General features: G+C 33.4%; 24 protein-coding genes. 20 read left to right on the top strand and 4 right to left on the bottom strand.

All coding sequences use genetic code 11. From position 1 onward, the window contains the following. Window positions 1-84 precede the first annotated feature (84 nt). From hflK to AAE962_RS03570, 10 genes are all read left to right on the top strand, one after another. Entirely contained in the window at window positions 85-1,110 is a 1,026-nt protein-coding gene (gene hflK / locus AAE962_RS03615; protein ID WP_343288613.1) for an FtsH protease activity modulator HflK, read from the top strand. Window positions 1,111-1,112: 2 nt separating this feature from the next. Next, a complete protein-coding gene (locus AAE962_RS03610; RefSeq protein ID WP_343288612.1) occupies window positions 1,113-1,985 on the top strand; it encodes a protease modulator HflC in 873 nt (290 codons plus the stop codon). Between the two features lie 3 nt (window positions 1,986-1,988). Beyond that, the gene (locus AAE962_RS03605) at window positions 1,989-3,443 is read left to right on the top strand and encodes a DegQ family serine endoprotease (protein ID WP_341813204.1); all 1,455 of its coding nucleotides are present in this window, start codon (window positions 1,989-1,991) and stop codon (window positions 3,441-3,443) included. Between the two features lie 372 nt (window positions 3,444-3,815). Next, window positions 3,816-4,295, top strand: a complete 480-nt coding sequence (locus AAE962_RS03600; protein ID WP_343288611.1) for a hypothetical protein — start codon at window positions 3,816-3,818, stop codon at window positions 4,293-4,295. Between the two features lie 51 nt (window positions 4,296-4,346). Next, window positions 4,347-4,730 (top strand): hypothetical protein, encoded by a 384-nt coding sequence (locus tag AAE962_RS03595; protein WP_343288610.1) that lies wholly within the window; start codon window positions 4,347-4,349, stop codon window positions 4,728-4,730. A gap of 324 nt (window positions 4,731-5,054) precedes the next feature. Further along, window positions 5,055-5,309 carry a collagen-like protein gene (locus AAE962_RS03590; RefSeq protein WP_343288609.1) on the top strand — a complete coding sequence of 85 codons (255 nt, stop codon included), beginning with the start codon at window positions 5,055-5,057 and terminating at the stop codon, window positions 5,307-5,309. A 131-nt stretch (window positions 5,310-5,440) separates the two neighbouring features. Next, window positions 5,441-5,650 carry a hypothetical protein gene (locus AAE962_RS03585; RefSeq protein WP_343288608.1) on the top strand — a complete coding sequence of 70 codons (210 nt, stop codon included), beginning with the start codon at window positions 5,441-5,443 and terminating at the stop codon, window positions 5,648-5,650. Window positions 5,651-5,680: 30 nt separating this feature from the next. Then, a complete protein-coding gene (locus tag AAE962_RS03580; RefSeq protein ID WP_343288607.1) occupies window positions 5,681-6,922 on the top strand; it encodes a hypothetical protein in 1,242 nt (413 codons plus the stop codon). A gap of 105 nt (window positions 6,923-7,027) precedes the next feature. Further along, the gene (locus AAE962_RS03575; RefSeq protein ID WP_343288606.1) at window positions 7,028-7,435 is read left to right on the top strand and encodes a hypothetical protein; all 408 of its coding nucleotides are present in this window, start codon (window positions 7,028-7,030) and stop codon (window positions 7,433-7,435) included. 328 nt (window positions 7,436-7,763) lie between these two features. After that, window positions 7,764-8,765 (top strand): hypothetical protein, encoded by a 1,002-nt coding sequence (locus tag AAE962_RS03570; protein ID WP_343288605.1) that lies wholly within the window; start codon window positions 7,764-7,766, stop codon window positions 8,763-8,765. A gap of 939 nt (window positions 8,766-9,704) precedes the next feature. Here the strand turns inward: AAE962_RS03570 and AAE962_RS03565 are convergent. Then, the gene (locus AAE962_RS03565) at window positions 9,705-10,331 is read right to left on the bottom strand and encodes an alpha/beta hydrolase (protein ID WP_343288604.1); all 627 of its coding nucleotides are present in this window, start codon (window positions 10,329-10,331) and stop codon (window positions 9,705-9,707) included. A 121-nt stretch (window positions 10,332-10,452) separates the two neighbouring features. Further along, a complete protein-coding gene (locus AAE962_RS03560) occupies window positions 10,453-10,578 on the bottom strand; it encodes a hypothetical protein (RefSeq protein ID WP_343288603.1) in 126 nt (41 codons plus the stop codon). 61 nt (window positions 10,579-10,639) lie between these two features. Here AAE962_RS03560 and terL point away from each other — a divergent pair, with 61 nt between their 5' ends. Together terL and AAE962_RS03550 are read left to right on the top strand one after the other, a co-directional pair. Further along, window positions 10,640-12,091: a phage terminase large subunit gene (gene terL, locus AAE962_RS03555; protein WP_343288602.1), complete on the top strand. Its 1,452-nt coding sequence runs from the start codon at window positions 10,640-10,642 to the stop codon at window positions 12,089-12,091. Between the two features lie 130 nt (window positions 12,092-12,221). Further along, window positions 12,222-12,743, top strand: coding sequence for a pyrimidine dimer DNA glycosylase/endonuclease V (locus AAE962_RS03550; protein ID WP_006013204.1), 522 nt, complete (start codon window positions 12,222-12,224; stop codon window positions 12,741-12,743). Between the two features lie 198 nt (window positions 12,744-12,941). Here the strand turns inward: AAE962_RS03550 and trmB are convergent, their stop codons facing one another. Continuing rightward, window positions 12,942-13,586 (bottom strand): tRNA (guanosine(46)-N7)-methyltransferase TrmB, encoded by a 645-nt coding sequence (gene trmB / locus AAE962_RS03545; RefSeq protein ID WP_343288601.1) that lies wholly within the window; start codon window positions 13,584-13,586, stop codon window positions 12,942-12,944. Between the two features lie 103 nt (window positions 13,587-13,689). Between trmB and AAE962_RS03540 the strand changes: the two genes are divergently transcribed. From AAE962_RS03540 to AAE962_RS03530, 3 genes are read left to right on the top strand one after another with little or no spacing between them, the layout of a single operon-like run. Next, complete coding sequence (locus AAE962_RS03540; RefSeq protein ID WP_343288600.1) at window positions 13,690-15,342, top strand: 30S ribosomal protein S1; 1,653 nt, start codon at window positions 13,690-13,692, stop codon at window positions 15,340-15,342. Window positions 15,343-15,361: 19 nt separating this feature from the next. Continuing rightward, window positions 15,362-15,640 carry an HU family DNA-binding protein gene (locus AAE962_RS03535; protein ID WP_343288599.1) on the top strand — a complete coding sequence of 93 codons (279 nt, stop codon included), beginning with the start codon at window positions 15,362-15,364 and terminating at the stop codon, window positions 15,638-15,640. A gap of 43 nt (window positions 15,641-15,683) precedes the next feature. After that, entirely contained in the window at window positions 15,684-15,989 is a 306-nt protein-coding gene (locus AAE962_RS03530) for a cell division protein ZapA (RefSeq protein ID WP_343288598.1), read from the top strand. Here the strand turns inward: AAE962_RS03530 and AAE962_RS03525 are convergent. Beyond that, window positions 15,979-16,245 (bottom strand): succinate dehydrogenase assembly factor 2, encoded by a 267-nt coding sequence (locus tag AAE962_RS03525; protein WP_343289574.1) that lies wholly within the window; start codon window positions 16,243-16,245, stop codon window positions 15,979-15,981. The two genes, AAE962_RS03530 and AAE962_RS03525, sit on opposite strands and share 11 nt — an antisense overlap. A 99-nt stretch (window positions 16,246-16,344) precedes the next feature. Between AAE962_RS03525 and rseP the strand changes: the two genes are divergently transcribed. Genes rseP through AAE962_RS03500 form a run of 5 tightly spaced genes read left to right on the top strand, consistent with a single transcriptional unit; the run spans window position 16,345 to window position 23,644 of the window. Further along, a complete protein-coding gene (rseP, locus tag AAE962_RS03520) occupies window positions 16,345-17,460 on the top strand; it encodes an RIP metalloprotease RseP (protein ID WP_064085479.1) in 1,116 nt (371 codons plus the stop codon). A gap of 7 nt (window positions 17,461-17,467) precedes the next feature. Beyond that, on the top strand, window positions 17,468-19,801 hold the full coding sequence (gene bamA / locus AAE962_RS03515; protein WP_343288597.1) for an outer membrane protein assembly factor BamA: 2,334 nt from the start codon (window positions 17,468-17,470) through the stop codon (window positions 19,799-19,801). After that, the gene (locus AAE962_RS03510; RefSeq protein ID WP_343288596.1) at window positions 19,802-20,362 is read left to right on the top strand and encodes an OmpH family outer membrane protein; all 561 of its coding nucleotides are present in this window, start codon (window positions 19,802-19,804) and stop codon (window positions 20,360-20,362) included. 4 nt (window positions 20,363-20,366) lie between these two features. Then, window positions 20,367-20,807: a 3-hydroxyacyl-ACP dehydratase FabZ gene (gene fabZ, locus AAE962_RS03505; RefSeq protein WP_343288595.1), complete on the top strand. Its 441-nt coding sequence runs from the start codon at window positions 20,367-20,369 to the stop codon at window positions 20,805-20,807. A gap of 29 nt (window positions 20,808-20,836) precedes the next feature. After that, window positions 20,837-23,644: an FAD-dependent oxidoreductase gene (locus AAE962_RS03500; protein WP_343288594.1), complete on the top strand. Its 2,808-nt coding sequence runs from the start codon at window positions 20,837-20,839 to the stop codon at window positions 23,642-23,644. Window position 23,645 lies beyond the last annotated feature (1 nt).

The raw sequence follows: 23,645 nt of genomic DNA, 5'->3' as shown, positions 1-23,645 counted from the left end.
TTTCAATTTGCAAACAAAATAGTTTTGCATTTTTCGATAAGATTAAGTAATATCAGCGTATTAGTTATACAATTAATAATTTTTATGGATGAGCATAATCCTTGGAATCTTGGAAAGAAACCGTCAGGTCCAAGTAATGAAGATATTTTAAGTAAAGCTGTGTCTGATATAAGATGCTTTTTTAATGGCTTAACCAGAAATAGAGGGAAAAAACCTTATTTCATCATTTTCATTGTTTTGTTGTTTTATTTTTGTACTGGTTTCTATATTGTCCATCCGAGTGAGGAAGGTATAGAACTTACTTTTGGCAAATATTCCAATACAGAAACATCTGGTTTGCGTTATCACTTTCCCTACCCTATTGGTAAGGTTTTTAAAGTGAATGTTAAAGAAGTAAATCGTGAAGAAATTGGGATAAGCAGCTCTTATGAGCGAGATACAGATCGTGGTGAAGGAGTGATGCTTACCGGAGATGAGAATATAGTCAACGTTAACTTTGAGGTCCAGTGGCGAGTTAGAGATGCCAAAGATTATTTATTCAAAGTGCGGGATTATAAACCTGGTTTCAGCGTTAAAAATGCTGCTGAAAGTGCTATGAGAGAAATAATAGGTAAAAATACGATCTCTTTTGCACTCGAAGGTCAAGGTAGGGCTGAAATCTCCAGAGATACTAGAATTTTATTGCAACAGATTCTTGATGGATATCAAATGGGTATAGAAATTTTATCTGTTCAAATGAAAAAAATTGACCCACCAGAAAAAGTGATTAGCTCATTTAGGGATGTACAAAGTGCTCGTGCAGATAAGGAGCGTACTATAAACGAAGCATATGCTTACAGTAATGATATTATACCTCGTGCAAAAGGTGAGGCAATAAAGATAAAGTTAGATGCAGAAGCGTATGAGAACGAAATAACAAATGAAGCAAAAGGTAATGCAAATCGCTTTTTATCTCTTTACGAAGAATATAGACAAAATCCTTCTCTTGTTAAGAATCGTATTTATCTTGAAACTATGGAAAATATTTTCAGCAAGGTAGATAAGTTTGTTATAACAGACGATCTGAAAGGTATGTTCTCTTATTTACCTCTTACAAATTTAGGAAAATAGCCATGAGTAGTAATATAAAAATTGTTTTTGCTTTTATATTTGTTGTATTATTGATTGCCTTATCTAATTCAATCTTCGTTGTTCAAGAAACAAAACAAGCAATAGTTATACAACTCGGTAAAGTCGTAAAAGATGTTAGGGACAGTGGTTTATATTTTAAATTGCCATTTATAAATAACGTAGAATTTCTTGATAAGAGAATTTTAGATCTAAGTCCTGATAAAACTCCAAGGGAAGTGATAACTGCAGATCAAAAGCGTATCATAGTAGATGCTTATGCAAAATATAAAATAGTGAATCCTATCACTTTTTATCAAACTGTGAAAAATGAATCAGGGCTAGTTAGAAGATTATATCCTGTCATAGAAGCTCACATAAGGGAGAATATAGGAAGATTTTCATTAATTAGTTTATTGAATGAAAAGAGATCAGAAGTTATGCAATTAATTCAACGTGGAGTTTATTCTGAAGCTGGAAAATTTGGCATAGAAATAATAGACGTAAGAATTAAGAGAGCAGATCTACCAGAAGAAAATAGTTCTGCAATATTCCGCCGTATGCAAACTGAAAGGGAAAAGGAAGCAAAAGAAATTAGAGCAGAAGGAGAACAAGCTGGGCAAGAAATTAGATCAAAGGCTGATAAATTAAAAAGGGGAATTGTCTCTAGTGCAGTAAAAGAATCGCATGAAATAAGAGGCCGTGGTTATGCTGAAGCAACTAGAATCTATAATGAGGCATTCAAGGTTGATGAAGAGTTTTTTAACTTTTATCGCTCTATGAAAGCTTACAGTAAATCATTTGCTGAGGATAATACTAAATTTGTGCTTTCACCAAATAATAATTTCTTAGATATTTTGAACAAGGGATGGAAATAGTTTATGAAAATTATTTTATCTATATTTGCATATTTTTTAATTTCATTTTCTTCATATGCTAATCTGTTTGCAAAAACAGTTGCAGATTCTGTATGCAATTGTAACCAAGGTCTTGCTGACACAGTGGAAGAACTGATTCCTGCAGTTGTAAATATTTCAAGTGAGCAAATAGTTAAGCAAGAGAATAACAGTAGAACTAAAATTCCTTTTACACCAAGAAATAATTTCTTTGATGATTTTAGAGAATTTTTTGAGCATTTTGATCAATTTTTTGATAGAGCTCCTAGTGTTAACAGAGAGGTAACATTGCTTGGCTCTGGATTTATTATAGATAAAAGTGGAACCATAGTAACCAACTATCACGTTATTAAAAATGCTCAAGATATTACAGTTACTATGAACGATAATACTTATTTCAAAGCAGAAGTTTTAGGCTATGATGCAAAAACTGACCTTGCTGTGCTTAAGATTAATTCTGATAAAGATCTTCCTTTTGTTGAATTTGGTAATTCTGATAAAGCAAGAGTTGGTGATACAGTTATTGCAATAGGTAACCCATTTGGTTTAGGTGGATCTGTGAGTACAGGAATTATATCTGCAAGATCTAGAGACATTAGTATTGGTACTATGAATGAATTTATTCAAACTGATGCTGCAATTAACAGAGGAAATTCAGGAGGACCACTATTTCATCTAAATGGAAAAGTTATAGGTATTAATACTGCTATTTATTCCCCATCTGAGTCTGGTGGTAATGTTGGTATAGGCTTTGCTATACCATCTAATCTAGCTATTTCAATTATTGACACATTAAAAAGTGGTAAAAAAATAAAACATGGTTGGCTTGGTGTGCAAGTTCAGCCTATAACAAAAGAATTTGCTGAATCCTTGGGTTTAAAAGATATCAAAGGTGCATTAGTTGCAAGCGTAGTAAAGGGAAGTCCTGCAGAGAAAGGAGGAATCAAAGTAGGTGATATACTATTAGAATTTGACGGCAAAAAAATTGATAGAATGACGCAATTACCTCATATGGTTTCACGAACTGAGCCCGGAAAGAAAGTACAGGTTAAGTTACTTAGAAAAGGTAAAGAAGTCAATATCAAGGTTGCAATCGAGGAATCTACAAATGATGATTCAGGTAATAATCAAGAAGAAAATAAATCAACATCTAGTTATATAAGTGGTTTAACCGTTTCAAATTTGCCAAAAGAACTAAAAAATAATGCACCCACAAAGGGTGTAGTAGTTACTAGTGTAGATAGTAGTAGTAATTCTACACTACGTGTTATTAAGAAAGGTGATATAATTATCCAACTAGATGGAATCGATATTGAAAATACTAATGATTTTCAAAAACAAATTGATTCAGCAGTAAAAAAAGACGGCAAAGATTCAGTAATGTTGCTTATTTACCGCAACGGCAATCAATTTTTCACCTCAATCAAATTGAAGAAGTAGCTATTTATCTAGCTGGTCATGAAAAAATTGCTTGACAAATTTAACTAGCTTCTTTATCCTGAGGGTAAGGGTGTTTCTGTAGATTAATAAAATTTGTCCCTATACTGAAAACCTTTCCAACGAGGTTATAGAAGAACTAGATTTCAGTATCAAGCACTGGAACGATATCATCCATAAGATGAAAGAGCTGGAGTGGTAAGAAGTTCGATAATACAAAGCATTTTTATGGTCAGTTGTAAAAAAACAACTCTCTTTCACAAGTTAATTTATAATTAAATTAGTATAAAATATAATTATATTTACTGATCATCAGTATTAATCAATAATTAATACCCATAAATTAATTATATCTAATCGCAAAGGGAGGTGGAGATGCGTTTTAAACTAGAAAAGGAAGATATTCCACAAAACGATTGTAATAATAGAACTGGTCGTAGGATACCTGCACAAATAAGATTAAATAACAAAACAACATTTAGCCTGCCTAGTGTATCTTACATTATCATCGACAACAATATTGATCTGCGTTTTCAAATTTGGGATTTGAAGCATGACGTGGGAAGTATACTAAACGACTTATCTCAAGGGCTACAACTAAAGCTAGAAAGCGTAAGAAATGATTACAAATTTGCTTTAGTTACTACCTCTGATCAACCTTATTATTACTATGATGGCAACGATACTATGATAGATACTATTGATCGTATACCTCATGGTTACACAGATGGTTTACATGTTAAGGCATATAATCGTGAAAGCTGTAGTATTTATTATGAACTGCTAGAAAACAGGAAAGTTTTAATAGATCCAAAAGACATAATTAGTAGCGAAAATGTCAGTCTTATTTTGTAAGATCTTAAAAGTTCACCTGATAAAAGACTCAAAATAAAAATAGGAGACTATTTGTTTAAAGAATCAATAAATATATACAAATCATATAGGAGAGCTCAGGTATATAATTTCACTGGTAGAAAAATTGGCATATTGAATGATATCCTTTCAGCATTTACTCGTATAAACAATATATTCCAGCTATTCCCTTTTCATGAAATGGAGAGCTTGAAAGCGCAAGATACCTATTTCGCAGTAAAAAAGTTAGGCAATAGTTATGTTGGTTGCATATCGCATGAAAATAGCACATGCAAAAATTTTTATAATTTTAACCCTAATTCTTTTAGGTATGAGCACGACAATAGACCAGGTCCATATCCTTATTATTATAACTTAGAAAATTTCGATAACTTTTTGGAGGTTGATGTGAATATTCAAGAACATATAAATTTATAAACAGAAATTGCACTTTTAAAACGCAGAATAGACAGATTAGAACGTACTGGTGTACAAGGTCCTAAAGGTGAGCCAGGTGAAAGGGGACAAAAAGGTGATAGAGGCTTCGATGGAGCGCCTGGTCCTCAAGGTAACAAGGGGGATACTGGATCGTCAGGTGCGCATGGATCAAAAGGCGATCAAGGACCTAAAGGAGAAAAAGGAAATCAAGGCACTAATGGAATAACTCCAAGTATTAATCAAGTTGTTACCGAATTTTCTTCTAACAGAGCCCATCTATATCCTTTAGCAGCAGCTATAATGGAAGAAGATCAGCGTAATTCCATGGGATTTTCAGAAAGAATAGCACATTTTTTTGGTGAGCGTGTAAAGCAAGAAGATTCTTTAAAAGCGTTAGTTAAGGGCATACAAGGTCCTCCAGGCCAAAAGGGCGAACCAGGTCGTAACGGTGAACGGGGGTTAAAGGGCGAACAAGGTTCCAAAGGTAATAAGGGTGACCGAGGTTTTCCTGGTCCAGAAGGTTCTAAAGGAAATACTCTGGCTCAAAAGGTGAGAAGGGAGATGCCTCAAGTGCTATAGAAATTGCAACTGAATTAGTTACCAGTAAAAAAGCTGAGCTAGGAGAAGCAGTTCTTAACGCAAATGGTATCAAAGGTGAAAATCTTGCAACTCAGATTGCCGGTAAAATTAATCTTAATTCGCAGGAACTTGTGAATAAAATTGATGTAGCAAAACTTACTGAAGGAGTAGTAAGTAAACTTTCTTTAGAGGAAGCAGAAAACATTATAAAAGATACTGTGAGTAAGATAACAAGCGATGCCACAAAGAAAAATAATCCCGATCCTATAGCCTTCCAAAAATATGAAAAATTTGCAGAAAATCTTGCTAAACTACTTGTTGATAGAAGCAGTATGAGCTAGATAGAAGTTAACGACCTTATAAAAGGTAAGGTGAGCAATTGGGCACTTGCTAAGTATCTTCTGCTTCATAGTGATTTAAATAAGCAGCCAGAGGCTCTAGAAATCGTGAATCAAGAAATAGACAAGGAAAAATTAGTTGAGTATTTGCTTGAGTATGCCAAATTAAAAAGCGATGTGAATGCAGCAAAAACAATAGTTGAAAATATTGTTCATCAGTTCTTTGACACTCAAAAAGTAGGTGAATTAGGAAGAGCAGTACTAGAAGCAAAAGATGATCAAGATAAAAAAGTGCTGGTAAATGATCCAGTCTTACGTGAAGGAATAGCAGAAGAGTTGAGACAAAATCCAGGAAAGATAAAAGGTCCCAAAGGAGATACTGGGTCTAAAGGTGAACCAGGCCATTTGGGTCCAAAAGGCAACAAGGGAAAATCTGGTTCTCAGGGTAAGCCAGGTATAGATGGAACAAAAGGTATAAAGGGTGATAGAGGTGTGCGAGGTGAAAGTGGAACGAGTGGGCCAAGGGGTTGGAAAGGTGAGCCTGGTTCTCAAGGTCTAAAAGGTGAGAGAGGAGATACTGGTTCTAAAGGTGATAAAGGAGATACCGGAACAGATGGATTGCAAGGTCCAGAAGGTCCTAAGGGAGAGCCAGGCATAAAAGGTGAGCCAGGTATAAATGGAACAAAGGGAGATATTGGTCCTAAAGGATTAGACGGAGCCATGGGAATAAAAGGTGATATGGGTGAGAAAGGAGAAATTGGAGCATCCGGCATAAATGGATCAAAAGGTGACAAAGGTGATATAGGTCTTCAAGGGCCCAAAGGTCAGGTTGGTAGATCTGGTCTTAAGGGTATGCCAGGTCCACAAGGTCCAAAAGGAGATACCGGAGCTCCAGGTGCGAATGGATTGCCAGGTTCCAAGGGAGAAGATGGAATAGGTGCTACATTAGTTGATCAGTTTTTACGTGAGATAAGAAAAGCAAAAAATGAAACTCTGGATGCTAAAAAAGCAGCAGAGGCAGCTAAAAATGCTTCAGAAGGTTTTGCCAAACAAGCTAAAGATACGGAAGATAAGGTTAAAATACTACACAATCAAACAGTGAATCTTACAGGAGAAGCTGAAGATTCTTCTGATCAAGCACTGCAATCCGCAAACAACGCGGAAGCATTTCATGATAGCGTAAGAGATATGTTTTGCACAGCAAATCCTACAGATCAAGTTTGTAGTGCACGTAGAAGAAGGAGGGAAGCTAAAAAATCATCAGTGACAAGCTGAGCAAGCAGACCAACTTCATTTATATCTCAAGTAATAAATTTCTTTTACCCTGCGGTAGGACAGGACGAATATAAAGTAAAAAATGAAATAGAGGAGCTTAATCGAGTGACAAAAATAATAGATGCAGTAGATATTGTAAAAAAATTTGAAGAAGTATTAGGAGAAACAGCTGTGAAATGCGGCATTTCAAAGAAAAGTCTAAATTTTAATCCAGTAGAACTGCAGTCAACCATTATAAATAAGTCATTATCTAATGATGAAAATCATAATGAGTTGTTGAAGCTCTTATGTGTAGCTGCGAAAAAATCATTACCTGATTACAAACAAACTAGTAAATGTTTGGCTAATTTCAAAGATCATATGGAAAAAAGATTAAATGAGCAGCAAAGAGCTTTCGTTAATACTGAAAAAATAGTTGCAGATAATGAGCAGCCAAGGAGTTTTATGAGTTATGTCTCTCCTCCTAGTAGCCTAAGTGCCATTAATCAGAAAGTTGTTGGTTATTTAAGGTAATATCATGGAAAAACATATATTTAAAATAGAGGATAAAAATCCGCTCTATAAAAAATTGATTAAACTTCCTGCTGAATATTATATATTAAACAAAAATAGTAAGGTTATCCATTCACATATTGGTCCAATTAAAGTATAGAATATTAATGGTTTAAAGTTAAAGAAGCAGGGAGATAAAATATCTTTATATGAAGGAAACTTACCCCTGCAGGAAGAAAGATCTGATGAAAGTGGAAACTCTATTAAAGAGGATCTTATTGTATAACAAGAAGCTATAATAAGTACAAATAGAAACAATATTATAGAAAAGCTTGAATCAAAACCTATCTTGATTTCGCTTTACAACATAAAAGATAGTCCTGACTTTGGCCTCAAATTGTCTGGTAGAGATATAACTGGAGTACTCAATTTTATCAATTTTAACGATGAAAATGACCCAGTACTAGAAAAGATTAAAGAAGAAAAAAGTGGACTTTATTTTACAATAGAAGGTGATTATATCTATATATCAGATGAAGAAGGAAAATGTCTTCCAGTATGTGAAGATGGTAGTTGCTATAAGTATCAATACACAAAAAATGAACATGATATATTAGAAATTAGTGAGGTATCAACAATAATAAAAAACTTAACTAAGACTGAGCAGTGCAGTACACCAGCTAAGGCAGGGCAGGATTTTACTTTGCAGAAGGGAAAAGAATTATCGGATGATATCTATCAAGCAAATATCATGTTGAATGGTAAGCTTGTAGCTACTTTACCAAAAATAGGTTACTGCATGCTTGATGACCAATTGGTCATACATAATCACATTACAGAAGAAGAGATAAAAATTCCTAGAGACTTTCATTATCTTAAAGTCGTTAAGTCTAGTAATAATGATGATTATAAATTAACGTTTTGTAATTTCTTAGGTAATGAGTTTTTTGAACATAAAAAATACGATTCTCAATACTCAAATATTCCAGATAAATATCAATATATAAGTTTAAACTGTATGAAAAAGGAATATAAGCAAAATTTCTGCAAGTTACTTAACGATAAACCATCTTTTTTTATTGCAAAAGGAACTACTAATCAAGATTCTTCAGGCCACTGCCCAGCTGATGTATTTGAATTAACAAAAAGTGTAAAAGGTAAGAAAATGGCTACATTAATTGATCAATTTGGCGTTTTTAATAAAGAGGGTAAGTTTCAATATTGTGATTACCATAGAAAAGCAGATTACGATATTTATGATTCTTATAAAATTAATAAAGAGTACACAGCAACAGATGAATTTCTCTTCAATGATGACATAGTTCTTTATACTATTCCAGAGCTATCTTAACCACACACAAAGTATATTTGAATTGTTTCAATAATTGTTTTAAAATCGAATTGAGTAAACTTTCAAGCAGTGTAAGAATGCATTCTTTTTAGTTTAGATTCGCTACCATTTTACCGCTCGTTAGTACCACAGTGGTTTTGTAATAGAACACAAGATGCAAAAACTTAAGGAAAAATGGGTCAGTGCTTGACACTGGCATCTAGTTCTTTCCATCAAAAATGCTGTAAAGTGTTCACCAATTTAGTTGGATACTAGTACTAGTATGATATTATGAAGACCTAGCAGTTTATGACGGTGTCATTCCAGCGCGTGGCGCTGGAATCTAGTTCTTATTACCTGAGTCTTCTGGGTCCCAGTACTCGTATGACAAGAAAAGGGAGTATTGGTTTCAGCATTAGCCATGCATCTGGATCCCAGTATCAAGTACTGGGATGACAAGAGAAAGAGGACACTGGGGTGAAATTATAAAGGCCGGGATAAACACTATGAGGACTGGAATGACATCATGAAGACCTAGCAGTTTATGACGGTGTCATTCCAGTTTGGAATCCAGCTTTTTTGTAACTTCATTGAAAATATCGTATAGCTATTTGTTCACAATTAATTCTTCTGGATCCAAGTACTCGGATGATAAGAAAAGAAACACTGGTTTCAATATTTGCATGCATCTGAACAGATACAGATGGCTCAAATGTTAAAAAAAGTATACGCGTCAAGTTAAGAGCAAATAGCCTTCTTTGACTTGTTAAGAAAGGTCTTTTTTACCCAGATTCTATTATCACATGCTGAAATGACATCAAAGGATGCTCTTGCTTCTTCATGTAATTATGCAAAAAGTCCTTTGAATTTTTGCAGCTTGAAAAATCTTTATAAAATTTACTTTCTTTAAATGCTTTAATCTTCTCTTCATTATTTAATGAGCCATATTTAGAAAAATGTTCATCTGTAATGTGAATATATAAACTCAGGAAAAGTGTAATCAGTTTTGTTGGAAGACTTTAAACACGTAATTGGCAATTTATGTATATCTTTATCAGATTTTTTAGAATCAATACATTTATCATTCTTTCTTAATGTTGTATGCTGCTTAAAAAAGCCTTCATATTCCTCAAAATCTTCAAATATTTCTTTCTTTTGATAATCTTTCCTTCTACCTCTTTGATCTATTTTTTCTATTTCTGTTGCAAGTTGCGCTGGCTGTTTTATCGTTTTATCTCCCTCTCGATTAAAGTAGATTGTATAAGGAGTAATTGAATTTACGATTTTATATGTCTTCCAGTGGCAGCCAAAAATCTTTAGTACCAATTTGATTATCGGAGCAAGAAAAATTTTTAATTTTGCTATGAATCCAAAATAATAAAGAGAAGCTTGTTTAAGTGAACTTGCAGCATTGCTAACGATGCATCTTAAATGTATATCATTACACTTAAAATTTTTATGAACCTCTGCAGACACATGTCCACCTAGGCAGTCTCCAAACAATATAATATCATCTGGTTTTATACCTTTTTCCAACAAGTTAGTTACAACTGCTATACCAGATTTAACTCTATTGCTACGTATCAATGAACTGTTTTTACTTAAATCAAGTCCAGGATAATTAAAGAGATGTACATTGCTCTGTGACCCAATTCCAATTTTGGGAATAATCTTTACTAGGACTTAATGCTCTATTTCCGCCAATAAATTATATCAGATGTTTTTCACCTTGATTACTATTTTGATTTTTACCAAGAAGCGTAATTGTCTCAATTTTCATCCCGTTTTGAGTTTTTATAAATTCTCTCTCAGTTTGCTCTCTTATTTCTTTCATATTTTAACTCTCACTATAATTATACAAAAAAATCTTAAAAAATCAACAAAATCTCAATTTTATGAACAATATAAACCTTCTCAAATTCATTGAATTATGCTTTCAAACGGTAGTGCCGGGGTGTGAGTATAATGATTATCAATATATAAAAGTCATAGCAGAAAGGCTTGAAGCAGCAAGCGCTGGTGAAGCAAGAATAATAATATTCAATATGCCGCCGCGTTCAATGAAGTCCATTTGTGTAAGTGTTGCATGGCCCGCATGGATACTTGGAAATCAGCCAACTGCAAGAATAATAGTTGCAAGTTATTCTCGGTTGCTTAGCGAAAAGCACTCACTCGATACAAGGTGCATAATGCAATCTGATTGGTATAGAGAGCTATTTCCGAAAGTAGAATTATGCAAAGATCAAAACACTAAATATAAATTTCAAACAGTGCAAAGAGGATGTAGGATTGCAACATCAGTTGGGGGAACATTAACCGGTGAAGGTGGAGATTTCATTATCGTGGATGATCCACTAAGTCCCGCACAAGCTTTGAGCGAAACATTTAGAAAGCGTGCTGCAAACTGGTTTGATCAGGCTTTAGTGACCAGACTCAACGACAGAAAAAAAGGAGTCATTGTTCTTGTAATGCACAGGTTACACCTGGAAGATTTAACCGGTCACCTCCTCTGTAAACCAAAAAACATATGGCACCATATCTGTTTACCAATAATAGCTGAAGATAAGGAGATTATTTATTCAATCGAACCTGTCATTCCAGTGCCGAGACAACGCGATTCAGAACATTCAACCGTAAAAGAATGGTCACGCGCTGTACCTGAAAGGGCATTATACTCAAGAGAAGAAGGTCAGTTGCTATATCACCTCAATGAAGGAAAAGAAGAAATTGAGATGATAAAAGCTGAACTTGGAAGTTATGGTTTTGCTGCTCAATACCAACAAAATCCTCTACCACTTTCAAGTGGTATAATTAAACGAGAGTGGTTGAAGCGCTATAAAAATTTTCCTGATAGCCTCTTGCATGTAACACAAAGTTGGGATACTGCAATTTCAACAAACAATACAAGTGACTTTAGTGTCTGCACTACCTGGACAAAAGTAGATAATACATTCTATTTACTCGATATATATCGCGCAAAACTTGAATATCCAAAACTTAAAGAGAAAGTTCTATCGCTGGCTGCAAGGTGGAAGCCACACGCAATTTTAATCGAAGGAAAAGCAAGCGGTCAGCAATTGGTTCAGGAGCTCAGGAAAAACAGTGATTTACCTATTATTAAAATAGTACCACATGATGACAAATTAACTAGATTTCACCGAATTGTCCCAATTATAGAATCTGAGCGGGTTTTTCTCCCTAACAAAGCAGTATGGCTTAGCGACTTTGAGTATGAGATTTTAATGTTTCCAGAAACCCGTCACGACGATCAAGTAGACAGTACCGTGCAATATCTTCAGTGGGTGAGAAATAATATTGCTAGAGTGGTAGCTATACGTTCATTGTAGCTTGAAAAGGTTCCTCGGAATTGTGTATAATTTTTTTAACTGAGCTTATTTAACTTATCCATTTTCCGAATGATATTTTAGGGTTTATTGAAATAAATACTACGCAAAAATTCTATCTCTGGGTGCTTAGATGAATATCTTTATATTAGACGAAAATCCTGTAACTGCAGCACAAATGTTATGCGATAAGCACATAGTAAAAATGCCGCTAGAAACTGCTCAATTGCTTAGCAGTGTTTTTTCAATAGCATTAAAAGAGCCAAATCCTTTAGTTAGCATTACAAACCAGAATATAGAAGTTCCATATAAACTTACTCACAAAAACCATCCTTGTTCTTTATGGGCTAGACAATCAAAAGGAAACTTTGATTGGTTAATAAAACATGGAAAAGAATTGTGTATAGAATATAGCTTGCGATACAAAAGAACGCATAAATCCGAAGAAGTTATAGATTGGTGCGATAATAACAAGGATTTGCTAATATTTCGATCAGCTGATATACAAGCTTTTACACAAGCGTTACCTGATCGATATAAATGTAGTAACCCAATAGAAGCATATAGAGAATATTACCTAAAAGAAAAGATGAGATTTGCTAAGTGGGAAAAAGGTAGAGAAGCACCAGATTGGTTGCTAGACAAAATGCTATAGGTTATAAAATTATCCAAACCGATCATAAAAAAGGTAGAATTGAAGTTGCAAAAGCAATGCTGGCTGATAATGTTGATAGTTTATTGATCTTCCTAGTTAGATTAAAGAATTTAGTGAACTGTTATTTCCAGTACATGATGAGCTGCTTGCACTGTAGAGTTTCACGTACACATCTGTACTAACAAGTAGAGGTAAATTCTAAATCATTTTAGACATAACACTTACTTTAAAAAACTTTATTTTACGCTGATATTCTAGCGCTTTTCTGTGGTATTTTGTTAGAGTATAATTTGGAAAACTACCTTCCTTGTAGGTTAAAGAATTACACTGCTTTATATGTAACTCTATCCACTCTGCATAATCCTGATGATCAGTTGCAATAAATATTTCCCCTGTGATAAGTATTTTTTTTGCTAATAAATTTAAAAATTCCGTATTAATTAACCGTCTTTTGTTGTGACTTCTTTTTGGCCATGGATCTGGAAAGAAAATAAAGAATTTTTCAACACTGTGGTCAGGAAAATTGACAATTAATTCTCTTGCATCTTCTTTCCATATTAAAATATTTTTTATGCTGTATGCTTCTATACTTTTTAGCAAGGAAGAAACCCCCTTTAAATAAGGTTCACATCCTATAAATAATAGATCAGGTTCATTGGATGCTTGATGAAGCATATTTTCACCATTACCGAAACCTATTTCTACCAGTATTCTTTTTTGTAAGTCTACGATCTTTTTTATAGATTCCTTGCTGTTTTTAATAGAATACTTCTCCAAAACATTCAACTTCAACCTAGATCTTCTGGAAAATGACCTAATCCAATTATTATTCCTAGATAGCATATCTTACATAACTTAATCTTTTATAGATTAAACAATTCTCGAAATGAATTAATGAGAATTTACTTGTCACTAATTATTAATATTATATAATATATAAGTTCTAATGAAGTTAAAATTAAAAGGTATGGAAAGTACAGTTGCTATCAAGAGACTATTATCAAATAGGTTCATAGAAGAGATATTTCAAGATCAATTTGATAATCAAGATAATGACTTTTGTGAAGATTCTTTTGCTAACAAAATCAAAGAAGGAGATGTGGTAGAAGGTATAATCACAAGAAGAAATTCTAATGACATTGTCGTTGATGTTGGTTTAAAGTCAGATGGAAGAATTCTGATTAAGGAGCTCAGTTATAATGATGATATCACTGTTGGCTCGAAAATTAGAGTTTATGTTGAAAGAATTGAAGATTACCATGGTAATGTTGTTCTTAGTCGTGAGAAAGCAATCAGAGACGAAAAATGGAATAAATTGGAAGAAAGCGCAGTTACAAAAGATGAAGTAACAGGAATCATTAAACGCTCAATTAAATGCGGTTTTATTGTTGATCTTGGTGATGGAATAAGTGCGTTTTTACCGCTGAGTCATGTGGATTTGAAGCAAATAAAAGATGCTAATCACCTTATTGAAACTGAACAAAAATTCATCGTGCTTAAAATGGATAAGAAGCAGGGGAATATTGTAGTATCAAGAAAGCTGGTATTGGAGAAATTGCATGCTGGTGAAAAAACTAAGTTTTTAGAATCTTTAAATGAAGGTGATGTAGTAGAAGGCAAAATAAAAAGTATCACTCACTACGGTGCATTTGTTGGCATTCATGAATCAGATACAGTGGGAGTTATAGATGGGCTGCTACATATTACAGATATCTCTTGGAGTAATGTAAGTCATCCATCTGCAATTTTTTCTTATGGTCAGCATATAAAAACTAAAATTATAAAAATAGATAGAGAAAATGGAAAAATCTCCCTGGGTGTAAAACAATTAGGAGACAATCCTTGGCAAGATCTAGAGTCAAAATGTCCAATTAACAGCGTACACAAAGGATGTGTAATGGGTATAAAAGATTGTGGATTCATTGTTGAGATTAAACCTGGGATTGCGGGTTTGGTACACTCATCAGAAATAACTTGGAGCAAGAATAATTTACCAATCAGTAGTTTTGTAACAATAGGACAAGAAGTGGATGTAAAAATTCTCGGTATTGACATTATTAAAAATAAGATGAGTTTAAGCACAAAAAGGTGCGTAGAGAATCCTTGGCAAGTATTTATTGATAAATATCCTCTTGGTTCTATTGTTTCTGGTAAAGTTAAAAGCAACAATGGTTCACAAATATCTGTGACTTTTGATAATTCTGAGATATCTGAGGACGTAGAAGGAACAATTTATATGCAAAATCTAAGTTGGTCGAAAAACAATTCATATGAGATAAAAAAGTATAATGTAGGTGATGAAATAGAAGCAAAAGTGATAAGGGCTAACGTAGATCGGACAAGAATTTATCTTGGAGTAAAGCAAATAGAGTATGATCCTCTTGAAGAACTGATAGAGAAAGTTAAAGTAGGGGATAAAATTCAGGTTACTGTAAGTAAGAGAGAGGAAAATGGTCTAATCGTTGAGGTTGAGAACAATGTAACCCTTTTAGTAGATCAAGAGCATTTACCAGAAAATAAAAAGTTTTCTATATCAGAAAAAATACAAGTTGAAGTAGTAGGTGTTGAAAAGTATAATATAATATTATCTGCCAAATAACTTCTTGTGCTTCATATAAATGGCAACGAAATCTGATATAACAGCAAGGGTGGCAAAAAAACACCTTTTGTTAGATAAGGTCATTATAGCAGCCATAGTTGATATTTTTTTTCAAGTGTTTTCAAACACGTTGAAATATCATAATAGAGTTGAAATCAGGGGGTTTGGTTCTTTTTCAATTAGAATCTATAACTTGAAAGAAGCAAGTAATTTGACGTCACAGAAGGTTGCAAAACATCAATACTTTAAAACTTATTTTCGTAGCAGTAAAAAGTTATCCCTCTTGATAAATGAATGAAAATCTATATTGTAGATTTGAAAGTTGTACAATATAGCATCATATGCAAGTAGTAGAAATAGTTATACATAATAACACATATAAAATATCTTGCGAAAGTAAAAAGAAGGACCATTTATTACAACTTGCTAATAGCTTCAACAAGCTAGTTAGCTCCATATCTCAAAGAACTGGAGGTAAGGGCTCAGATGCATTAAATTTCTTACTTGCAGCATTGACTCTCGAAGACAAAATTTTAGAATTAACAAAGCGATTAGACGAAATAAATCAAGAATACAAAAAGTATAGGGAGAAAAAAAGAGTAGAATATGCTGAAGTATTAGATAGGGTAAACAAGATTATTGGGTGAATAAGTGATTAAAGCAAGCAATCAAATCTACTACCTCACTACTCAAATCAGGGGGGAGAAGTTTCTTACGAGTGATGTAACAATATAACTCGCAATCATCAAGATCAACTATTTTTTCGTATTCAATTAGTTCACTTAAGGAAAATTTATCAAGATATTTCAATGCAAAATGCCCTAAAAGTATATCAGTTTCTTTACAACCCCTATGCCAACTCCTATAGATCAGTTTTCTTCTTAATAAGGAGATATCTATCATTGTCATTAAACTTTTTTTTAATTTAAAGACTAAACTAAATACTTGTCAAGCAAGGCGCATTTTAATATACTCAACGTTTGATTAAGATTTAAAACATAGGTGGAATTAATTTCTCATCAACTTAGCGCTGGAATATATTATTTTTTATCGTTTTCTTTAATAATTTCTATCATAGTATTCGTGCATGAATGTGGGCATTATATTGTCGCTAAAGCATGCAAGGTTAAAGTTGAATCTTTTTCTATAGGCTTTGGTCCTGAAATTTTTGGTTTTAACGACAAATCTGGAACTAGATGGAAATTAAGTGCCTTTCCATTGGGTGGCTACGTTAAAATGTTAGGGGATACTAATGCAGCAAGCGTTCCTGTTGATCAACAAAAATTAACTGAAGAAGAAAAATTATACTCATTCCATACAAAACCTCGATATCAAAAAGCAGCAATAGTTTTTGCAGGGCCTTTTGCAAACATGATATTTACCGTTATAGCTTTCACAATATTTTTCAGCGTGGCAGGTTATTATCGTACTCCACCAGTAATTGGTAATGTAATTGAAGAAAGTGCAGCAAAGCAAGCTGGCCTATTACCAGGTGACACTATTACACAGATCAATGAGTACAAAATAAAATACTTTGAAGATATTTCACGCGTGATAATGTCCAACCCTGAAACAAGAATAGAAATTAAGTATAGCAGAAATAACGAAGAGTACAGAACTATTCTAACTCCGTTTACAGTTGAGGATAGAGATGTCTTTGGTAACATAATAGAAAGAAAAACTATAGGAATTACCTCAATTAATATGATAGGGTTAAAACAGTCATCTTTTCTTGGAGCTGCTAGCCTATCAGTGAATGAAACCTACCACACTATGTGTTTAACAATCAAAGCACTCTTTCAAATTGTTGTTGGTAAAAGGAGTATAAATGAAATAGGTGGACCAATAAAAATTGCAAAATATTCAGGGCAATCAGCTAAAAAGGGACTTATGATGGTTCTATATTTTATGGCAATTATTTCAGCTAATTTAGCTGCAATTAACTTGCTGCCAATACCACTACTAGATGGTGGGCATTTATTTCATTATATTATAGAAGCAGTTATACGTAGAGATTTGAGTTTGAAATATCAAAAATATGCAGTCACTTTTGGTGCTACCATACTGTTTTTGTTGATGGCAGTTGCAATCACAAATGATATTAGGCATCTTTTTTAAGATACATATGAAAAAGTTATTTCACATACTAATAATAATACTTATTTCTTTTCCCACTCTACTTGTTGCTCTAGAAAATAAAGAAAAAGTACAGATAAAAAATATTAAGTATATTGGCAATGAGCGAGTAAGTGATCAAACAATAAGGTTTTATACAAAATTAGAACCAGGTAGTCATATAAATGACGATGATGTAGATTCAGTTATAAAAGATTTATACAAAACAAAGTTATTTGCTAGTATTAACGCCTATATCGATGATGAAAAAAACTTAGTAGTAAAAATTCATGAGAATCCATTGATTAACAAAGTAATATTGAAAGGCAATAAGTTATTTAACAGTAAAGAGTTGCTAAATAACGTTATCCAGTCAAAATCACTAACTATTTTCACTGAAACAAAATTACAAAACGATTTAATAAATCTAGCTACTCTTTATAGGAACAGTGGTAAAATTGGTGTTAAAATTGCATATGAGCTAGATAAGCTTGGTAGCAATAGGATAAACCTAATTTTTAAGATAAAAGAAGGAAGAACGTCTAAAATTAAGGGTTTACGATTCATAGGTAATAAAAACTTTTCAGCAAATGAGCTAGAGCAAGTTATCAAAAGGCATAGCAATGATATATTTAGTAAGTTATTTAGAGCCATTTTTAAAAGCGGAACTCATTATTCACCTCAATATCTAATGATTAACACAGAACTCCTTGATCTCTTCTATTCATCTAAGGGATATATTCAAAATAATATCCAACCAATTGTTGAGGTTGATAATAACAACCAAATAGAGTTAACTTTTTTGATTGATGAAAAGCAGCAATACTTATTTGGAAATAATGAAGTTGATATTGAAACTGAGATTCAGGATTTAAGTTTAAGGGAAGAAATATTAGAATTTATCAAAGAGGAAAATAATCAAATATTTAATAGAGTTAAAATTAACAATACAGCAGAAAAAATAAGTAAACATTTAAACGAAAAAGGATATATATTTGCAAAAGTTAATCCAGAATATACACAACATAACAATATTTTGGATGTAACTTACAAAGTGCTACCAGGTAAAAAGATTTATATAAACCAAATTACTATTGATGGCAATGACCGCACTTTAGATAAAGTAATTAGAAGAAAACTTAGCATGGCAGAAGGCGACGCATATAACACATATGAGATTCAAAAATCACGTAGAAAACTTATATATAGCGATTTTTTTGAAACAGTAAAAATAAATAGTTATATAGTGGATGAAAATGCAGTAAATCTTGATTTAAATGTCAAAGAAAAAAGAACTGCCTCGTTATCTTTAACAGGTGGCATGTCTCTTCCTGGTGGAGTATTTGTTAAAACCGATTTCACAGATCGTAATTTATTTGGTAGTGGTAAAGAGGTATCTTTTGCTCTTGAAAAAAGTCAATATGTTCTTTCTACTAGTATAGACGCTGTTGAAAATAATTTTAACGATTCTGATACGTCATTAGGCATAGGTATATTTTATGAAAAACAAGATAAGCCAAACACCACTTTTGATACTTGTAACTGGGGAGGAACAGTAAAATTATCTTATAAAATTTTAGAAAATCTAACCAACTCTATTAGCTATTCTTATAAATATAACCATATACATATGGACAATAAGAGTGGAAAAGATGAGGATATCTCTGAGATAATAAGAGATCAAAAAGGTGAGTATCAGATCTCATCAGTTGGATACACGTTAGCGTACAATAAATTGGATAATCTATATACTCCAAAGGAGGGGTACTTGTTGCGCTTAAATCAGGATATTTCAGGATTGGGAGGAAATGTAAATTTCCTAAAATCTGAGTTTTTATCTTTTTATACACTCCCTATACTAAGCAAAATTGATGATGATATAACATTGCGCTTTAAAATAGCAGCAGGTCATATTTTCTCTTATACCGATAAAGAGCTAAATATTGGCCAGCACTTTTTTAAAGGTGGTAATGAAATTAGAGGATTTGACCTTTCCGGCATTGGACCAAGAGCAGAAGACAAAAATAAAAGCTCATTGGGAGGCAAAACTTATTTTAATTTAACACAGCAAGTAGATTTTCCACTATCTAAATTATACGACTATGCTGGTATCAAAGGCTCACTATTTGTTGACTACGCAACACTTTTTGGTTTAGATGAAAAGGAGATATATAGTGGAAAATATTACGATAGTAAGCTTATAAGAGTATCACCAGGTTTTGGCTTTTCAATGCCCTCTCCTTTTGGTAGACTTAGATTAGATTTTGGGTTTCCTTTAGTAAAGGAAACTTATGATATAATACCATCACCAAACGTTAAAATTTCTATTGAAGCGGGGATTTGAATGAAATATATACAGTTATTTACATCAGTCATTGCCTTAATTGTTTCCTTATTTGTAGGGTATAAGTTTGTAGGGTATCAACCTCAGAGCATGCTTAATACAAAGGCTGCCATTATTGATAGTGACAAAGTTATCAACAAATCTCTGGGTCTGCAAAATATACAACAACAAATAAAGGAGCAGAATTATAGATTACAGCAAGAATTTGAAAATGAGTTAGAAAAATTTAAGCCATCGAAAGAAGAATTTGACCTTTTGTCAGAGGAAGCAAAAAAAGAAAAGACAGAACAATTTAGTAAGCATACTGTAAGCGTTAGGGATAATTACGCTAAGAAAATGTCACATTTAGAAGAAAATTATAGAGAAGCAGTAGAAAGTGTCTTTAACAAGATAAAAGAAGTTGCTAAAAGAACGGCAGAAAAAAACAATATAGATTTAGTACTATTTATTTCAAAAAAGAATCAAGTTTTATACTCCATAGATGAAGTCGATTTATCGGATGTGGTATTAAAAAATGTAAACAAGGAAATACCTGAATTTGCTTTGCAAAGCATTGAGTAGGCTTATGCAATTTAATATCAGTGATATTATAAAAATACTACCACATTCTTATCCGTTTCTCTTAGTAGATAGGGTTATAGAGTGTGATCCTGGTAAAAGTATAAAAGCAATCAAAAATGTGACTTTTAATGAGCCATTTTTTATTGGTCATTTCCCTTGTCATCCAATAATGCCAGGAGTCTTGATAATTGAATCTCTAGCTCAAGCATCTGCTATATGTGTTCTTGGTAAAGAAAGTCAAGGTACAATAGAAAACAAAGCTATTTACTTTATGTCTATTGAAAATGCAAAATTCAGAAAGCCAGTCACTCCAGGGGACACACTGATTCTGCAAGCTAATGTTAAAAACGCACGTTTAAGTGCATGTAAATTTGAGTGTATTGCGTGTGTTGGTGAAGAAAAGGTTGCAGAAGCAACGATTTTAGCTATGCTACAAAATACGTAATATACAAAAGACAGTGTGCATACTGTATAATGCAGCTTAATATCTCATTTTCAAATTTATATACTCGCAGTGGATTAATAAAATTGGATGAGACATTTTTGAATTATATTAAATCATGTGATGAAAGCTTGTTTTGTTCATTAATTGAAGCAAGAGAAAAAGCAGCTTCTTCTTTGATGTCATCCCAGTGCTTGACACTGGGATCCATAGAACAACCAATGTTGGCCACTCAAATGACAGATAGTCAGTTAATAATAGACCTCTCATATTTACTTGATGAATTTATTGAAAAACTTTTTAATATTGGAAAAGAAGCAGAGGAGCTAAAGAAAAAGCACAACGACTTTGCTGCAATATATAAGTGTAAAAGGTTATTTGTTCAACGCTATGCATTAAAGAAGTACACTGATATAGCAGATATAGATATTGATTATGTTACCAGCAAATTAAATCGCTTTCTTGCCCTACCAACAACAGAAAAAAATTTTGCTGAGCAGGTGATGCGTTGGTTGGAAAATAAAGAGGATCACAAAGAAGAAATAGAATTTGCAGCGCAATATGCAGCGTGGAGAGTGAAAAATAAACAGAGTATACTTTTTAGTATTCACAGAAAAATTGATCACGAAAATCTCGTATCGTTCTTCAAAAAAGAAGTAGACGAAGTTGAGGTATTGTATTCAAGCAAAACAAAAAGACGACATGGTTTTGATTTGACAAGTGAAAAGGTGAGTTTGAATAAAGCATTGGATAATGCTCATTACTGCATATTTTGTCATAAGCAAAATAAGGACAGTTGTTCAAAGGGGCTAATTAATAACGACAATACCTTTAAACAGTCCCCACTCAAAGTTGAATTGCACGGCTGTCCACTAGAACAGAAAATATCAGAAATGAATCTGGTGAAAAGCGAAGGGTACAGCATAGCAAGCCTTGCAATTGTGGTAATAGATAACCCATTATGTGCAGCTACTGGGAAAAGAATATGCAATGATTGCATGAACTCATGCATATATCAGAAACAAGAGCCTGTAAATGTGCCAATGATTGAAACAAGGATTCTAGATGATGTGCTCAGTTTACCGTATGGATTTGAAATATATTCTCTGCTTAGCCGTTGGAATCCTTTAAATTTTCAGCGTCCATTGCCAAAAGGAAACACAGGAAAAAACGTCCTAGTTGTAGGGCTTGGTCCTGCGGGTTTTAATTTAGCTCATCATTTGTTGAATGATGGGCATAACGTTATCGCCATTGATGGACTAAAGATTGAACCTTTAATCGATAATTTCCAGCTAATTAAAGATTTTGAACACGAAAAATTGAGTGAACGCACGGCAGGTGGGTTTGGTGGAGTGGCAGAATATGGCATTACTTCTAGGTGGGATAAAAATTACTTAAAGATTATTAGATTACTGCTGGAAAGACGTGAGAATTTCGCACTTTATGGTGGCATTCGTTTTGGTGGCACGATTAATGTTGATGACGCGTTCAACTTGGGTTTTGATCACATCGCTTTAGCGCTTGGCTCTGGCAAGCCACGAATGATCAAAATAAAGAATATACTAGCTCGTGGAGTGCGTATGGCATCTGACTTTCTTATGTCGTTACAGCTGACTGGCGCTCTTAAATTTGATTCTATAGCAAATCTGCAAGTTCGTATGCCGATAATTGTCATAGGTGCGGGGCTTACTGCGATTGACACTGCCACTGAAGCTTTAGCGTATTACCCAATTCAAGTAGAAAAATTTCTTCTTCGTTATGAGATATTAGTTGATAAGTATGGAGAGGACTATATTGAAGAAGATTGGACAGAGGAAGAACACAAAATTGCAAATGAGCTCATATCGCACGCACAGTTGATCCAAGCAGAACAAGAGTTAGCAAAAAAAGAGAATAGAGAAATAAAAATATTAGAGTTAATGCAGAGCTTGGGGGGAGTGAAAGTTGTATATAGAAAAGAGCTAAAAGATTCACCAAGTTATCGATTAAATAGCGAAGAGGTGGAAAATGCACTGTCAGAAGGGATTTACTTTGTTGAAAACTTAGAGCCAGTTGAAGTTGTGACGGATAAATATAACCATGCTGAATCAATAAAACTAATAGACACAAAATCCGGTGAAATCAAATGCATGAAAGCACGTTCTATTTTTATAGCAGCAGGTACTGAGCCAAATACAGTTATTGCAACAGAAGATAAAAAGCATTTTAAATTAAGTAATGGGTATTTTACTCATTTGAATTCATCAGGAAAAGAAATAGATCCAATATTTTCTCCTAAGATGCAGGATAAAGACAGAATATTAGTATATAAGCAAGGCAATAAAACAATCAGCTTTTTTGGTGATCTTCACCCTTCGTATAGCGGCAGCGTCGTGAAAGCTATGGCAAGTGCTAAGAACGGCTACCCTATTATTTCTCAGCTTTTGAGTGGAGTGATCCAAACAGCTAATCAGCCAGCGTCACGAGCTGGAGTGACGCTGTTCCGTCAAGCTAACAAAGAATTCTTTAATAGAATCAAAGAGAAATTCACTGCAAAGGTTATAAAAGTTCAATATTTAACAGACAAAGTTGTGGAAATAGTGATCAAAGCACCACTTGCGGCAAAGAATTTTAAACCTGGACAATTCTTTAGGTTGCAAAATTTTGAAACCAATAGCAGAAAAACTCACCTCACTATGGAAGGTATAGCAGTAACCGGCACTGAAGTAGACAAAAAAAAAGGATTTATTTCTACTATTGTGCTTGAAACTGGCGGTTCCACTAATTTATGTAAATGTTTTAAAAAAGGTGAACAAATAATTCTTATGGGTCCAACTGGCAGTCCTACTGAGATTGGTTAAA

The sequence above is a fragment of the Wolbachia endosymbiont of Encarsia formosa genome (genome assembly GCF_039540065.1).
In the GTDB taxonomy this organism is placed as follows: Bacteria; Pseudomonadota; Alphaproteobacteria; order Rickettsiales; family Anaplasmataceae; genus Wolbachia.
Note: the sequence above shows the minus strand (reverse complement) of the source record. Positions and strands in the feature narration are given on the sequence as shown.